Below are 14,309 nucleotides of genomic sequence, written 5' to 3'. Positions count from 1 at the left end.
CGGGCGCCCCGCCAACCTCTCTACGTTGAAGATTGGCGAAGGCCGCGGTGACATCCATTCTCCCCCCTTGAGGGGGAGATGGCCGGCAGGCCAGAGAGGGGGGCCTGGGCGCAGGCATCTCAAACCATGCTAGCCCTCTTCCTCCGCGACATCCGCCTCTCCATTCGCGCCGGCGGCGGGGCGCTGGTCGGCGTCATCTTCTTCCTCGCCGTCATCGTCACCATCCCGTTCGGCGTCGGACCCGACCTCAGCCTTCTGTCGCGCATCGGCCCGGCGATCCTGTGGATCGCGGCCCTGCTTGCCTGCCTGCTCGGCCTAGACCGGCTGTTCCAGGCCGACCGCGAGGACGGCTCGCTCGACCTCCTGGTGCTCAACGGCGACCGTCACATGCTGGCGCTGACGGTGCTGACGAAATGCCTGGCGCATTGGACGGGCAGCGTGCTGCCGCTGGTGGTCGCGGCGCCTCTGCTCGGCCTGTTCATGAATATGGCGCCGCTGGGGATCGGCGCCACGGCGCTGACGCTCCTTATCGGCACGCCGGCCATCACCTTCATCGGCGCCGCGGGTGCGGCGGTGGCCGTGGCGCTGCCGCGCGGTGGGCTGCTTATCTCGGTGCTGGTGCTGCCGCTCACCATCCCGGTGCTGATCTTCGGCGTTTCGGCAAGCTATGGCGCCGTCGCCGATCCGGCGCCGTTCCTGCAGCCCTTCCTCATTCTTGCCGCGCTGACGCTGTTTCTTGCCGTGGTCGGGCCGCTGGCGGCGGCGCTCGCATTGCGGCATGGGACGGATTAGGGTCTGTTGAGATTCAGGTGAGGCCGGCCTGCAAATGGCGGCTTCCTGCGCTTCCGGTGCTCACGTACCTGAAGTACGCTCCGCTCCGGTTCTCGGAAGCCACCATTTTCGGCTCGGCCTGACCTGAATCTCAACAGACCCGGGGGCGACGAAGACGTTTCCTCACTGCGGCACCGCGGCGAATTGCGGACCGGCTGGTGCGAGGTTATGGAAAGCTATGATCGGAACGGTTGACATGGCCAGGAGCAGGGAGCGGTCGCGGTGAGCGCGCACGCCCTCTTCGTCACCGCCGCCTATGCCATCACGGCGATCGTGCTCGCCGTGCTGATCGGCTGGATCCTACTCGACCAGCGGGCGCGCAAGCGCGAGCTCGCGGCGCTGGAAGCAGCCGGTGTGCGCAGGCGTTCCGACAAATCCGGGGCGGCAAAATCGTGAGTAACGAAACCGAAGCTCCGGCGCCGCGCCGCCGCCTGTTCGTACTTTTGCCGCTTCTGGTATTTTTGGGGCTGGCGGGGTTGTTCCTGTCGCAGCTTCTGTCGGGCCGCGACACTTCCGAAATCCCCTCGGCGCTGATCGGCCTGCCGGCGCCGCAGACCAGCCTGCCGCCGCTGGAAGGGATGAACCTGCCGGGGCTCGAGTCCAAAAGCTTTGCCGGCAGGGTGACGCTGGTCAATGTGTTCGCGTCCTGGTGCGCGCCGTGCCGCGAAGAGCATCCGGTGCTGCTAGGATTGTCGCAGGACAAGCGCTTCACGCTTGCGGCGCTGAATTACAAGGACCAGCCGGAGAATGCCCGCCGCTTCCTCGGCGAACTCGGCAATCCGTACCAGGCGATCGGCGTCGATCCGGCCGGACGCGCGGCGATCGACTGGGGAGTCTATGGCGTGCCGGAAACCTTCGTCGTCGGCAAGGACGGCAAGATCGCCTACAAGCATGTCGGGCCGCTGACGCCCGACTCCGTGAGGGCTTTGCTGTTGCCGCAGATCGAGAAAGCGCTGTCGGCGCCGGGTTGACATGGCGCTGGGCTGAGGCCCTTTAACGTCGTCATTCTAGGGCGAAGCAAGGAGCGAAGCGACGCAGCGCAGACCCTAGAATCCATTCCGTGACGCTGATCGTAGAACACCGCGGTCCAGAATTGGCGCTTGTTGGCGCGTGTGTCTGCACCGCTGCTGCGCTCGCAAGTCACGGCATGGATCCTCGGGTCAAGCCCGAGGATGACGAGGCGTGGCAGCTCAGCCGTAAATCTGCTTGCGGATCTGGTAGAGCATTTCCGACCGGTCGGCGCGCAGATCGGCGAGATCGCGCCCGGACAGGTTCTCGATTTCGGCGACGAGGCGGTTGTACTGGCGGCGCTTGGCGATGCTGGCGCGAGCGCGGGAGACAAGATTGTCGAACATGACAGGGTTCCTTTCATGCCGCACTGGTGCGGCCGGTTGTTCCTCCCTGACGATTGCGAGCATGACATAGGAATGGTGCGTTGCAAAAGAAAGATGTTGCAATGCACCATTGCAACCAGCGCATAGCCGGTTAACCGCGGGCTAACGGGTCCCTGCATCCTGCATGGCGGCCTGTGGCGCGCGCTTCACGCGTTTCTCATCCGTTTTGTCATACAAATTACAGGCCTGCCGTCTTGCCAGAATGGCTGCGGGCTGGCTTGATCCGCCCGTCACCTGATGCCGGGAGGAAACGCATGGCGGCCGCTGACTATTACGAAATTCTCGATCCGCGCTTCGCGCGCCTGTTCAACGGCAGCGCGCAGGTGGAAAAGCTGTTCACCGGATGCCGCTGGGCGGAAGGACCGGCCTGGTTCGCGGCCGGCCGCTATGTCGTCTGGTCCGACATCCCGAACAACCGCATGCTGCGCTATGACGAGACCGACGGCAGCGTCAGCGTGTTCCGGCAGCCGTCCGGCAATTCTAACGGCAACACGGTCGACCGGCAGGGCCGGCTGGTGACCTGCGAGCATTCCGGCCGCCGCGTCAGCCGCACCGAATTCGACGGCTCGGTCACCACCATCGCCGACAAATGGAAAGGCAAGCGGCTGAACTCGCCCAACGACGTGGTGGTGCGTTCCGACGGCTCGATCTGGTTCACCGATCCGAGCTACGGCATCGACACCGACTATGAGGGTGACAAGGCCGAGAGCGAGATCGGCAACTGCAACGTCTATCGCGTCGATCCGGACACGGGCGATATCGAGGCCGTCATCACCGACATGGTGCGGCCGAACGGGCTCGCCTTCTCACTGGACGAAAGCCTGATCTATGTCGCCGACACCGGCCGCACGCATGGCGAGAAGAACCCCGCGCACATACGTGTCTTCAATGTCGGCAAGCACGGCAAGAAGGTTTCCGGCGGCAAGGTGTTCGCCGACTGCACCGCCGGCCTGTTCGACGGGTTCCGGCTCGATGCCGACGGGCGCATCTGGACAAGTGCTGCCGACGGCATCCATTGCTACGACCCGGACGGCACGCTGATCGGCAAGGTCAAGGTGCCGGAGGTGACCGCCAACTGCGTGTTCGGCGGCAACAAGCTCAACTGCCTCTACATCGCCGGCACCACCTCGCTCTATATGGTGCGGCTGATGGTGAACGGGGCCAAGACATATTGAAGCTCTTCAAGGCGCTTCTCTGGCCCTTGCTGGCCTGCGCATCCCCGCAGCGCCGGCTGCGCTGCGGTTCCCGCAACCACCGCCATCCGCTTTGCCGGAGCGAATTGCGAAACCGTCGCCTGACGTCAACCGGCAGAACCCAAGGGGAGGACATCATGCCATTCGTCAACATCCGCATCGTCAAGGAAGTGATCGCCGCCGATCCGGCCGGCAAGAAGGCTGACATCGCCAGGAAGGTGACGTCGGCCATCATGGAGGCCACCGGGCTTAGCAACAACGATGTCTGGGTGGTGTTCGAGGAGGTCAACGCCCGCGACTGGTATGTCGGCAAGACCGATGTCGAGACATTGCGGAAGGGGTAGCCGCCGCCGCACGCCGCAGCCGGAAGTTGCGAGAGGTCGGCGGGACAGCGCCCCCCTCTGTCCTGCCGGACATCTCCCCCACAAGGGGGGAGATCAGATGTCGCCTCGGCTTTCGCCAATCGGCGACGTTGCAGGAAGCGCGCCAGCGCGGAAACTGCCAATCTCCCCCCTTGTGGGGGAGATGCCCGGCAGGGCAGAGGGAGGCGCGAAGGATCGCAAGCGAAGCTGGTTAGCGCTCACTTTGATCGAATGAACCCGGAGAAAGCCTCGATCGCTCCGCGCATCGCCCGCCGGTTCGCACCCTGCGCCAGGATTACCTCCACCTCAGCAGGCTTCTTGCCAAGCAGCGCGATCTCCAGCGCTTCCTCATACAGCGCGAACGACATTGTCCGCATCACCTCGGCGAGCGCCGCGCGCGCATAGAGCGAGCGGGGCGAGGCATGGATTAGCATCGCCGGCTTGCCCACGGCGGCGTCGCGCGACACCAGCCAGTCCAGCGCGTTCTTCATGCCGCCGGGCACGCCATGCGCATATTCCGGGCAGGAGACGATGACGCCGTCGGCGCGGGTGATCATCTCGATCAGGCGCGCCGCTTGCGGCGGCGTGCGCTCGCCCTCGTCGTCGGGATTGAAGATCGGCAGCCGGCCGAGCCCGTCATAGACCTGGACGCGACAGTCGTCGGGGGCATTGGCGGCCAGTGCCGCCAGCAGGGCCGAGTTGGTCGAGGCGGCGCGCAGGCTGCCCGATATGGCGATGATCTCGATCAAGGGGAGGGCCGGACGAAGAGTGAGTCGTCAGGCAAGCCTACCACATGGTCTGGCGGTAATCGTCGTCCAGCTCGCGGTCGATCTCGCCGGCGCTTTCGCTAAGTGCCAGCTGGTCGCGGATGATCTGGCCGAGCGTCGGCAAAGTGGCACGGTCGTACCAGGTCTCCGGCTTCCAGAGGTCGGAACGCATGAAGGCCTTGGCGCAGTGCATGTAGGCGGCCTTGACCGTCACCACGATCACACTCTGCGGTTCCTTGCCGTCGACGGCAAGGCGTTCGCGCAAGGTAGGGTCGACGGTGATGCGGGCATCGCCATTGACGCGCAGCGTCTCGTTCATGCCGGGGATCAGGAAGAGCAGCCCGACCGACGGGTTGCGGATGATGTTTTCCAGCGTGTCCAGCCGGTTGTTGCCGGGGCGGTCGGGGATGGCGATGGTGTTGTTATCGAGGATGGCGGTGAAGCCGGGCTTGTCGCCCTTGGGCGTCACGTCGGCATTGCCGGCGCCGTCGGAGGAGCCGATCAGCACGAAGGGGCTCTTGCCGATGAAGGAGCGGCAATGGCCGTCGAGGGCTTTGAGTTCCTTGCGGATCGGGCCGTCAGTCGGCCGGGGCGTCTTGTAGATCGTCCTCAGCTCGTCACGCGTGGTGAGGAATTCCATGTCGCCCCCCTTCTTATTCTGGCGCAATTCCGGACGGAAAACCGCGTCACACTTTTCCTGGAATTGCTTTAGTTCCCGGCCTTCTCTTCCTTGGGCTTTTCCTCGAGCGAATGACGCATGATCAGCGGCATCTGGCTGAAGGTGAACAGCAAGGTGATCGGGATCGTGCCCCAGAACTTAAAGTAAACCCAAGTCGCCTCGGAGAAGTTACGCCAAACGACCTCGTTGAGCACGGCCAGGAACAGGAAGAACAACCCCCAGCGGAAGCTGAGCTTGCGCCAGCCCTCGGCATCGAGCTGGAAAGCGGTGTCGAAGACATAGCCGAGCAGCGACCGGCCGAAAGCGAGCCCTCCGAGCAGGGCGATGCCGAACAGCGAATTGATGATGGTCGGCTTCATGAAGGCGAAGGTCTTGTCCTGCAGATAGAGCGCCAAGGCGCCGAATCCGAACACGACGACCCCTGAGACCAGCGGCATCAGCGGCAGGCTGCGCATCAGCAGCCAGGAGACGATGAGCGAAATCGCGGTCGCGACCATGAAGAAGGCGGTGGCGATCAGAATCGGATCGCCGAGATGCGTCAGCACCGGGAATTTCTGGGCCAGCCATTCGCCGCGGATGTTGACGAAAAAGAACACCAGGCCTGGCCCCAGTTCGAGCAGGAACTTCAAGCCGGGGTTGATCGGCTTGCGGCGTGGATCGGACGGGTCGCGTTCGATGATGTTCATAAAGGTCCTTCTTGCGCATGATCTGGCCGAAAAGCAGGCGGCCTTCCAAGATCACGCCATTGTTCACGCCACGCCGGCGATCGCCCTGGCGAATTCGCTGGCGGAAAATGGTTCGAGGTCGTCGACCTGCTCGCCGACACCGATGAAATAGACAGGCAGCCGGTGCTTGGCGGCGATCGCCACCAGAATACCGCCGTGCGCCGTGCCGTCCAGCTTGGTCATCACCAGGCCGTTGACGCCGGCGACATTGCGGAAGATCTCGACCTGGTTCAGCGCATTCTGGCCGGTGGTGGCGTCGACTGTCTGCAGCACCGTGTGCGGCGCTTCCGGATCGAGCTTTCCGAGCACGCGCACGATCTTCTCCAGCTCGGCCATCAGCTCGGTCTTGTTCTGCAGCCGGCCGGCGGTGTCGATGATCAAAACGTCGGAGCCGGCCTCCTTCGCCTTCTCGAAGGCGTCATAGGCGAGGCCCGCCGCGTCGGCGCCGAGCTTGGTGGCGATGACGGGCGATTTCGTCCGCTCGCCCCAGATTTTCAGCTGCTCGATCGCGGCGGCGCGGAACGTGTCGCCGGCGGCCAGCATCACCTTCAGGCCGCCATCGGTGAGCTTGGCGGCCAATTTGCCGATGGTGGTGGTCTTGCCGGTGCCATTCACGCCGACGACCAGGATGACATGCGGCTTGTGGCTGAGGTCGAGCTCGAGCGGTTTTGCGACCGGCGTCAGCACCTTCTCCACCTCGGCCGCCATCACGGCGCGAACCTCGGAGTCGGAGACGTCGCGGCCATAGCGGCTGGAAGCGAGCGAATCGGTGACGCGCAGCGCCGTTTCCAGCCCAAGATCGGCGCGGATCAGCACGTCCTCCAGATCCTGCAGCGTGTCGTCGTCTAGCTTGCGCTTGGTGAAGACGCCGGCGATGTTGCCGGTGAGCTCGCGCGAGGAGCGGGCCAGCCCGTCGCGCATGCGCTGGAACCACGAGCGTCGCGGCGCCGGCTCCGGCGCTTTCACCGGCTCGGCCTTCTGCTCGACCTTTTTGGCGACTGTAACCTTGCCGGCGGAGGGCGATGGCGGCGGTGCCCCTACCTCCCCCTCGATGGGGGAGGTCCCGAGCACAGCTCGGGGGTGGGGGTGACTAGCGCCAGCGTCGGCGCTGTCACCCCGCCCCGCCACTTCGTGGCGACCCTCCCCATCAAGGGGAGGGTGGGGCGTTGGCGCGGCTTCGGGCTCAGGCGCGATCTCGGCGTGGATCGGTTGCGGCTCGACGGGCACCGGCTGTCGAATGGGAGGCGCGATTTCCGCGTCGGCCTCGGCGGTTGGCTCGACGGAAGGCGGCGCGGCTGGCGGAACCTCGATGGGCGCCGGCGTTTCAGCCGGAACCTCGCTCGGCGGCGTCGGCACTTCGACCGGCGCCGGCTCGGGCCGCGGTTCCGGACGCGAAGGCTCGATGTCCGGCTGAGCCGGCTCAGGGACGGGCACTTCCTGCGGCGCGGGTTCAGGCGCCGGTGCCGGCGCGGGCAAGGGCTCGGGCTGTGCCGGCGGCACTTCCTCGGGCGACGGCGGCTCGGGCTTCTCGGGCGTCGGTTGCGGCTCTTCCTCTGGCTCAGGCTGCGGCAGCGGTTCCGGCTCGGCGGGGATAATGGGCTCCGGCGCAGGCGGGATGCCCGGCGCAGGCTCGGGCTTTGGCTCTTCAGGGGCAGGCTGAGGCGCGACCTCTACCTCCCCCTCGATGGGGGAGGTCCCGAGCGCAGCTCGGAGGTGGGGGTGACTGGCGCCAGCGTCGGCGCTATCACCCCGCCCCGCCACTTCGTGGCGACCCTCCCCATCGAGGGGAGGGTGGGGCGCAACCTGATCGGCCTCCGGCTTCAGCGCGTCCAGCTGATCCCATTTGATCGGCGGCAGAGGCGCGGTCTCATCGGCACGCTCCTCGACGACCTCTTTCTTGCCGAACGAAAATATCTTCTTGAAAAAACCAGCCATGCGTCTCGCAGTTTCTCAGGCGGCTTGCGCGGTCAGCGGCGCCGCAATCAGTCGGGCGCCGTCATGGCCGGTGATGATGGCTTCGACGATCTCGCCGGGCACGCCGGTGTCGATCGCGGCCAGCGTGAACCCTTCGGTGCGGCCGAGCCCGTCACGCTCGATCAGGATCGACTGCCGCGTGCCGGGGAGCGAGGTCAGATGACGACGATAGGCGGCCTCGCCGGCGGCGCGCAGCCTCGCGGCGCGCGCCTTCACCACCTCGCGGCGGACCTGCGGCATGCGCGCGGCGGGCGTGCCTTCGCGCGGGCTGAACGGAAAGACGTGCAGATGCGTCAGGCCGCATTCCTCGACGATTTTCTCCGAGTTCTCGAACATCGCCTCGGTCTCGGTCGGGAAGCCGGCGATGATGTCGGCGCCGAAGACGATTGCAGGGCGCAGCTTGCGCACGTCCTCGCAGAAGCGGATCGACTGGTCGCGCAGATGGCGCCGCTTCATGCGCTTCAGGATCATGTCGTCGCCCGACTGCAGCGACAGATGCAGATGCGGCATCAGCCTGGATTCGGTGGCGATGGCGTCGAGCAGGTCGTCGTCGGCCTCGATGGAATCGATCGAGGACAGCCTGAGTCGCTTCACATCCGGCACCTGGCGCAGAATGGTCTTCACCAGTTTTCCAAGCTTCGGGCTGCCCGGCAGGTCGGCGCCGAAGCTGGTCATGTCGACGCCGGAGAGCACGATCTCGGCATAGCCGTTGCCGGCAAGGCGTTTCACCTGCTCGACCACGGCGCCCATCGGCACCGAGCGCGAGTTTCCGCGTCCGTAAGGGATGATGCAGAAGGTGCAGCGATGGTCGCAGCCATTCTGAACCTGCACGAAGGCGCGCGCGCGGCCTTCGATGGCGTCGACCATGTGGCCTGCCGTCTCGCGCACCGAGAAAATGTCGTTGACGCGCGCCTTCTCGGTGTCGTTGACGCCGAAATCGGGCAGCGCGCGGTAGGAGTTCGCCTTGAGCTTCTCCTCATTGCCGAGCACGAGGTCGACCTCGTCCATGGCGGCGAAGTTCTGCGGCTCGGTCTGCGCCGCGCAGCCGGTGACGATGATGCGGGCTGAAGGGTTTTCACGCCGCGCCGTGCGGATCGCCTGCTTGGCCTGGCGCACCGCTTCGGCCGTGACCGCACAGGTGTTGAAGATCACGGCGCCGCCCTGGAGTGCGCCGAGGCCGGCGCTCTCCGCCTCGCGGCGCATCACTTCCGATTCATAGGTGTTGAGGCGGCAGCCGAAGGTGACGACGTCGATGCCCTTGCCGGTGGGGGCTTGGGTCACGCCTTTTCCAAAGGCGGACATCAGGCGGCGCTTTCGGTGTCGCGGGCCCAGGCGCCGGTCGAGGGATCGAAGCTGCCGGAAAATTCCCATTCGGCCGCGCCGGTCAGGATGACGTGGTCGTCGTCGCGCCATTCGACATGCAGCTCGCCGCCGCCGGGCGTCATCAGCGTCACACTGCGGCCGGTGCGCTTGGTGCGGGCGGCGGCAACCACGGCGGCGCAGGCTGCCGAGCCACAGGCCTTGGTCAGGCCGGCGCCACGTTCCCAGGTGCGGATGATCATCGTCTCGGGCGACGTGACCTGGGCGAGGGTGATGTTGGCTCGCTCGGGGAAGATCGGGTGGTTTTCGAGCAGCGGGCCGAAGCGGTCGAGCTCGTAGGACCAGACGTCGTTGTCGACCCAGAAGATGGCATGCGGGTTGCCCATCGACACCGCCGAGGGCGAATGCAGCACCGGCGCGTCGATCGGACCGATCTGCAGCTCGATCATGCGGGTGTCGCGGAACTCTTCCGCCAGCGGGATCTCCTGCCAGCCGAAGCGTGGCTTGCCCATGTCGACCGAGATCGAGCCGTCGGCATGCTCCTGCGCATTCAGGATGCCCGCGCGGGTCTCGAAGGTGAAGCTCTTCTGGCCGGTCTCGGCGGCTAGAGCCTGGACGACGCAGCGCGTGCCGTTGCCGCAGGCCTGCGCCCCGGATCCGTCCGAGTTCAGGATGTCGATGTAGTAAGCGGTGCCCGGCGTGCGCGCATCGTGGATCGCCATGATCTGGTCGAACTTGGTCGCCGCGTCGGCGTTCAGCGCGATCGCCGCCGCCGGCGTGACCCTGTCGGCACGGCCGCGCATATCGGCAACGATGATCTCGTTGCCGATGCCGTTCATCTTGGCGAAGGGGGCCGTGCCTGCCATCTAACCGGTCATTCCAATCCGTTTGGCCGCTATATGGCGGAAACGGGCGAGAATTACCAGTGCGACCCGTGTGGCGACAACGAGTAGGTCGCCCCGCGACGACCTGGCGGTCGCGCCTATGTTACCGCAAAGACGCCGAGCACGAGCAGCAGGAAGAGGATCAGCACGATGCCGATCAGCACCCGCGCGCCCATGGCAGCGGCACCGGCCAAGGCCGGCATGCCGAGCAGGCTGGCGGCGGCGGCAATGATGAGAAGAATGATGATCCACCTGATCATGGGAAGCTCCGGCGAAATTGCGTCGTGAAACCCAACGCGTTTCGCCGGTTTGTGTTCCTTGTCAGATGGGCGGTATGTCCCAGACTTCACCAGGACGCATGGCGCGGAAACGCTCCGGCGGCAGGCCGTGCGCCTCGAGCGCCTCGGCCAGCTTCTGCGCCGGCTCCTCGACCGGCTCGTCGGTGAGGTGGAATGTGCCCCAGTGGCAGCCTGCGGCGTGAGCCGCATTGCACAGTTTCATGCCGAGAACGGCCTCCTCCGGATTCTGGTGCTGCGGCGCCATGAACCAGCGCGGCTCACAGGCGCCGATCGGCAGGATAGCGAGGCGAAAGCCACCATGCTTTTTTGCCATCAGCCGGTAGTTGATGCCGTCATGGAAGCCGGTATCGCCGGCGAAATAGATGTTGCCGCCCACCGTTTCGATGACGAAGCCAGCCCAAAGCGCCATGCGGCGGTCGCGCCCGCCGCGCGCCGACCAATGATGCGCCGGCTCGACATGAATGGCGGCCGCCCCGGCGTCGATCCTGTCGCCCCAATCATGCACGCTGAGCCGCATGCCGGGCACGGCGCGGCGGATGATGGCATCGTTGCCGAGCGGCGTGATGACGCGTGCGTCGTGGCTCTCCTTCAGCCGCCTCAGCGTGGCGAGGTCGAGATGGTCGTAGTGGTTGTGGCTGACAAGGACCAGGTCAATCGGCGGCAGGTCGGCAAAAGCGATCCCTGGCGCATTGACCCTTCTGGGGCCGGCGAAGGCGAAGGGTGAGGCGCGCTCCGACCAGACCGGATCGGTCAGGATGTTCAGCCCGGCCGTCTGGATGAGAAGCGAGGCATGGCCGACCATGGTGACCCGAAGCGCGCCACCATCCAGCAGCCCGTCCGGTTTTGCTGGCGGATGGGGGCTCGGAACGGTGGCAGGCCATTTCGCCCGTCCGCCGCTGAATTGCCATCTAAGGAGATCGCTGAAGCGCCCCGGCGGCTTGCCGCCGGGGTTGAAGAACAAGGCGCCGTCGAAATGATCGCTGCGCGGGCCGTTGTAGTAGCGATTGGCGGTTCTTTTTCTCGCGGCCATTCTCACTCCGCCGGCTCGGTCCCCTCCTGAGATAAGGAGACCCCTGCCTGGCGCAAGCATTTTGCTGGCGAATGCCAATCGTCGGAACCCGGTTCATCTAGGATCGGGAGCGAGGGGGCGACCGTCATGGTCATGAAGCGAACCAGGACACCGTGGATGAAGGCCGAGGATTTCGGCCGCTCATTGCCGCTGGGGGTCGGCGTCAACCTGTTGGTCACCGACATGGCGGCGATGGAAGTTTTCTGCCGCGACGTGCTCGGCGCCCGCATCATCTATGCCGACGAGGATTTCGCGGCGATCGAGCTTTTGGGCTCGGTCTTCATGCTGCATGCCGACCATTCCTATCTCGACAATCCGATGACCGGGGTCACTTCGGGCGCCGAGACACGCGGGGCCGGCATAGAGCTGCGCCTTTACGGCGCCGATCCGGATGCGGTCGAGAAAAAGGCGGCGGCGCTCGGCCACATCGTGCTGGCCGGCTCCATCGACAAGCCGCATGGCCTGCGCGAATGCTACATCGTCGGCCCGGACGGCTATGTGTTCGTGCCAAGCGCCCGGATTTAATACCGATATCTCAACGGCTTAGGCGAATTCCCCGGGGCGGCTTTCCCGCGCCGTCCGCTTGCTGCGATAAATTTGCAACATCCGGCTCGAAAACCCTATTTTAACCATATCGGGTTGAAATTCTGCCACCTTCGCCATCTTGGTGGAGCGGAGATTACGCGGATGGCTCCCCCCGGCCGGATCCGACGGAGGTTTTGATGAATTTTTCGATAACCCGCCCCTTTTCGCGGAGCGGCCTCATGGCCATCTCGCTGGCCGCGCTGGTTGCGAGCGGCTGTTCGACCTCGCGCTTCTCGTCGATGGACGACCAGCAGCCGGCGCCGCTGACGCCGGCGCCGTCCGGCACGGTGACGCAGAATCAGCTGCCGCCGCCGGCCGCTCCCGGCACCACCGATCCGTCACAATTCCCGACCGCGCCGAAGAACACCCAGGTCGCTTCGCTGCCGCCGGACGGCACCGCGCCCGCCGGCGCCACCGATCTCACCGCGGCCAGCGTCGCCGGCGTATGGAACGTCAATGTCTCCGGGCAGAGCTGCAAGGTGGCGACGCCGCAGACCAAGTTCGGCGCCGGCTACCGCGCCGGTCCGCTGCACTGTCCGGCGCCGATCGACGGCATCAAGTCGTGGAATGTCGCCGGCAAGCAGCTGACGCTCTACGACGAAAATGGCGGCACGCTGGCCAGGCTCTACTCGTCAGGCGGGGAAAAGTTCGACGGCCAGACTTCCAATGGGCAGCCCATCTCGCTTACAAGGTAGGCTACGCTGATATTCAGGTGATGCCGGCCTGCGAATGGCGGCTTCCTGCGCTTCCGGTGCTCACGTACGAAAAGTACGCTCCGCTCCGGTTCTCGGAACCCACCCTTCTCGGCTTGGCCTGACCTGAATCTCAACATAGCCTGGCGCCTCCCTGGAGCATTTTGCTCAAAGTAAATGATGTGAACCATGCACCTGCGTGACGGCCTCCAGACCCACGCGACCGTCAGGCAGCGCTACGACCATCTCGTCCAGAGCGGCGCTGTCGAGCGCGATCCGGCGCAGGAGCGCATCGTCGCCGCGCTCGATCGGTTGATCGACGAGATTTCGGCCAAAAGACTGGCGCAGAAATCGAGCGCACTGGGCTGGCTGTTCGCGGCCAAGCGGCAGCCGCGCACCCCGGTCAAGGGCCTCTACATCCATGGCAGCGTCGGTCGCGGCAAGACCATGCTGATGGACATGTTCTTCGAGCTCTTGCCGGTTCGCCGCAAGCGGCGAGTGCATTTCAACGATTTCATGGCCGATGTGCAGGACCGGATCCAGAAGCACAGGCAGGCTCGCAAGGAAGGCACGGTCAAGGAAGATGATCCGATCCCGCCGGTCGCCCGGGCGCTCGCCGATGAAGCCTGGGTGCTGTGCTTCGACGAATTCTCGGTCACCGACATCGCCGACGCGATGATCCTGTCGCGGCTGTTCTCGGCGCTGTTTGCCAATGGCGTGGTGCTGGTCGCCACCTCCAATGTCGCGCCGGAGAACCTCTATCGCGACGGGCTGAACCGCCAGCTCTTCCTGCCGTTCATCTCGCTGCTCGAGCGCAATGCCCAAGTGATGACGCTCGATGCCGACAAGGACTACCGGCAGGAAAAGCTCAACCGGCAGCCGGTCTATGTCACGCCGGACGACGCCGCGGCCGAGCGCGCGCTGGACGAGGCCTGGAAGACGATGACGCATGGCCAGCCGACCGGCGAGGTGACGCTGATGCTGAAAGGCCGCCAGCTCGTCGTGCCGCGCGCCGCCGGCGACGCGGCGCGCTTTTCCTTTGCCGACCTCTGCGAGAAGCCGCTCGGCGCGCGCGATTATCTGGCCATCGCCGGCCGCTTCTCGACCGTCTTCATCGACCATGTGCCGGTGCTGGGCGAAGGCAAGCGCAACGAAGCCAAGCGCTTCATCCTTTTGATCGACACGCTCTACGACCATCGCATGCGGCTGGTGATGAGCGCCGCTGCGGCGCCGGAAGGGCTCTACACGGCCAAACGCGGCACGGAAGTGTTCGAATTCGAGCGCACCGCCTCGCGCCTTGTCGAGATGCAGAGCCGCGACTGGCTGGAGGATTGGGCGGGGCGGCGGAAGGATGAGGCACGGCCTGCGGAGGCAAGGTTGGCGCAGGGGTAGCGACAACCGGCCTTCGCATCAAGAACCGCGAGCAGCGATCCTTCGCGCCCCCCTCTGTCCTGCCGGACATCTCCCCCACTTGGGGGGAGATTGGCAGCTTCGGCGCCGCCCTCATTCCTGCAACGTTCGAGATTGGCGAAAGT

The 14,309-nt window shown here is 65.4% G+C and carries 17 protein-coding genes; 8 read left to right on the top strand and 9 right to left on the bottom strand.

The features are described from left to right. The first annotated feature begins 126 nt into the window (after positions 1–126). The 3 genes from ccmB to EN862_RS24105 all read left to right on the top strand — a co-directional run bounded on the left by ccmB (position 127) and on the right by EN862_RS24105 (position 1,802). The gene (gene ccmB / locus EN862_RS24115; protein WP_127866038.1) at positions 127–792 is read left to right on the top strand and encodes a heme exporter protein CcmB; all 666 of its coding nucleotides are present in this window, start codon (positions 127–129) and stop codon (positions 790–792) included. A gap of 261 nt (positions 793–1,053) precedes the next feature. Further along, positions 1,054–1,227: a heme exporter protein CcmD gene (gene ccmD, locus EN862_RS24110; protein WP_127866037.1), complete on the top strand. Its 174-nt coding sequence runs from the start codon at positions 1,054–1,056 to the stop codon at positions 1,225–1,227. Further along, on the top strand, positions 1,224–1,802 hold the full coding sequence (locus tag EN862_RS24105; RefSeq protein WP_127866036.1) for a DsbE family thiol:disulfide interchange protein: 579 nt from the start codon (positions 1,224–1,226) through the stop codon (positions 1,800–1,802). The genes ccmD and EN862_RS24105 overlap by 4 nt, the downstream gene beginning before the upstream one ends. A 219-nt stretch (positions 1,803–2,021) precedes the next feature. Here the strand turns inward: EN862_RS24105 and EN862_RS24100 are convergent, their stop codons facing one another. After that, positions 2,022–2,186, bottom strand: coding sequence for a hypothetical protein (locus tag EN862_RS24100; protein ID WP_245431577.1), 165 nt, complete (start codon positions 2,184–2,186; stop codon positions 2,022–2,024). Positions 2,187–2,479: 293 nt separating this feature from the next. On the opposite strand from EN862_RS24100, the gene EN862_RS24095 reads away from it, so the two are divergent. Continuing rightward, positions 2,480–3,400, top strand: coding sequence for an SMP-30/gluconolactonase/LRE family protein (locus EN862_RS24095; RefSeq protein WP_127866035.1), 921 nt, complete (start codon positions 2,480–2,482; stop codon positions 3,398–3,400). 155 nt (positions 3,401–3,555) lie between these two features. Further along, positions 3,556–3,762 (top strand): 4-oxalocrotonate tautomerase family protein, encoded by a 207-nt coding sequence (locus EN862_RS24090; protein ID WP_040996336.1) that lies wholly within the window; start codon positions 3,556–3,558, stop codon positions 3,760–3,762. 236 nt (positions 3,763–3,998) lie between these two features. On the opposite strand, the gene EN862_RS24080 is transcribed toward EN862_RS24090, so the two are convergent. From EN862_RS24080 to EN862_RS24045, 8 genes are all read right to left on the bottom strand, one after another. Continuing rightward, positions 3,999–4,529 carry an NADPH-dependent FMN reductase gene (locus EN862_RS24080; RefSeq protein ID WP_127866034.1) on the bottom strand — a complete coding sequence of 177 codons (531 nt, stop codon included), beginning with the start codon at positions 4,527–4,529 and terminating at the stop codon, positions 3,999–4,001. A 37-nt stretch (positions 4,530–4,566) separates the two neighbouring features. Then, positions 4,567–5,187, bottom strand: coding sequence for a pyridoxamine 5'-phosphate oxidase family protein (locus tag EN862_RS24075; RefSeq protein WP_127866033.1), 621 nt, complete (start codon positions 5,185–5,187; stop codon positions 4,567–4,569). Positions 5,188–5,255: 68 nt separating this feature from the next. Further along, on the bottom strand, positions 5,256–5,912 hold the full coding sequence (locus EN862_RS24070) for a septation protein A (protein ID WP_127866032.1): 657 nt from the start codon (positions 5,910–5,912) through the stop codon (positions 5,256–5,258). 63 nt (positions 5,913–5,975) lie between these two features. After that, the gene (gene ftsY, locus EN862_RS24065; protein WP_127866031.1) at positions 5,976–7,886 is read right to left on the bottom strand and encodes a signal recognition particle-docking protein FtsY; all 1,911 of its coding nucleotides are present in this window, start codon (positions 7,884–7,886) and stop codon (positions 5,976–5,978) included. Positions 7,887–7,901: 15 nt separating this feature from the next. Beyond that, positions 7,902–9,227, bottom strand: coding sequence for a tRNA (N(6)-L-threonylcarbamoyladenosine(37)-C(2))-methylthiotransferase MtaB (gene mtaB, locus EN862_RS24060; RefSeq protein WP_127866030.1), 1,326 nt, complete (start codon positions 9,225–9,227; stop codon positions 7,902–7,904). Continuing rightward, positions 9,227–10,111: a diaminopimelate epimerase gene (gene dapF / locus EN862_RS24055; RefSeq protein WP_127866029.1), complete on the bottom strand. Its 885-nt coding sequence runs from the start codon at positions 10,109–10,111 to the stop codon at positions 9,227–9,229. The genes mtaB and dapF overlap by 1 nt, the downstream gene beginning before the upstream one ends. 116 nt (positions 10,112–10,227) lie before the next feature. Beyond that, positions 10,228–10,389 (bottom strand): DUF1328 family protein, encoded by a 162-nt coding sequence (locus EN862_RS24050; RefSeq protein ID WP_095820293.1) that lies wholly within the window; start codon positions 10,387–10,389, stop codon positions 10,228–10,230. A gap of 61 nt (positions 10,390–10,450) precedes the next feature. Beyond that, positions 10,451–11,458, bottom strand: coding sequence for an MBL fold metallo-hydrolase (locus EN862_RS24045; protein ID WP_127866028.1), 1,008 nt, complete (start codon positions 11,456–11,458; stop codon positions 10,451–10,453). Between the two features lie 126 nt (positions 11,459–11,584). On the opposite strand from EN862_RS24045, the gene EN862_RS24040 reads away from it, so the two are divergent. The 3 genes from EN862_RS24040 to zapE all read left to right on the top strand — a co-directional run bounded on the left by EN862_RS24040 (position 11,585) and on the right by zapE (position 14,166). Next, complete coding sequence (locus EN862_RS24040) at positions 11,585–12,022, top strand: VOC family protein (RefSeq protein WP_127866027.1); 438 nt, start codon at positions 11,585–11,587, stop codon at positions 12,020–12,022. 197 nt (positions 12,023–12,219) lie between these two features. Then, complete coding sequence (locus EN862_RS24035) at positions 12,220–12,777, top strand: protease inhibitor Inh/omp19 family protein (RefSeq protein ID WP_127866026.1); 558 nt, start codon at positions 12,220–12,222, stop codon at positions 12,775–12,777. Between the two features lie 186 nt (positions 12,778–12,963). Continuing rightward, a complete protein-coding gene (zapE, locus tag EN862_RS24030; protein WP_127866025.1) occupies positions 12,964–14,166 on the top strand; it encodes a cell division protein ZapE in 1,203 nt (400 codons plus the stop codon). Positions 14,167–14,309: the final 143 nt, after the last annotated feature.

Source organism: Mesorhizobium sp. M2E.F.Ca.ET.219.01.1.1, from assembly GCF_004016445.2.
Classification (GTDB): domain Bacteria; phylum Pseudomonadota; class Alphaproteobacteria; order Rhizobiales; family Rhizobiaceae; genus Mesorhizobium.
This window is presented reverse-complemented; position numbering and strand designations above follow the sequence as displayed.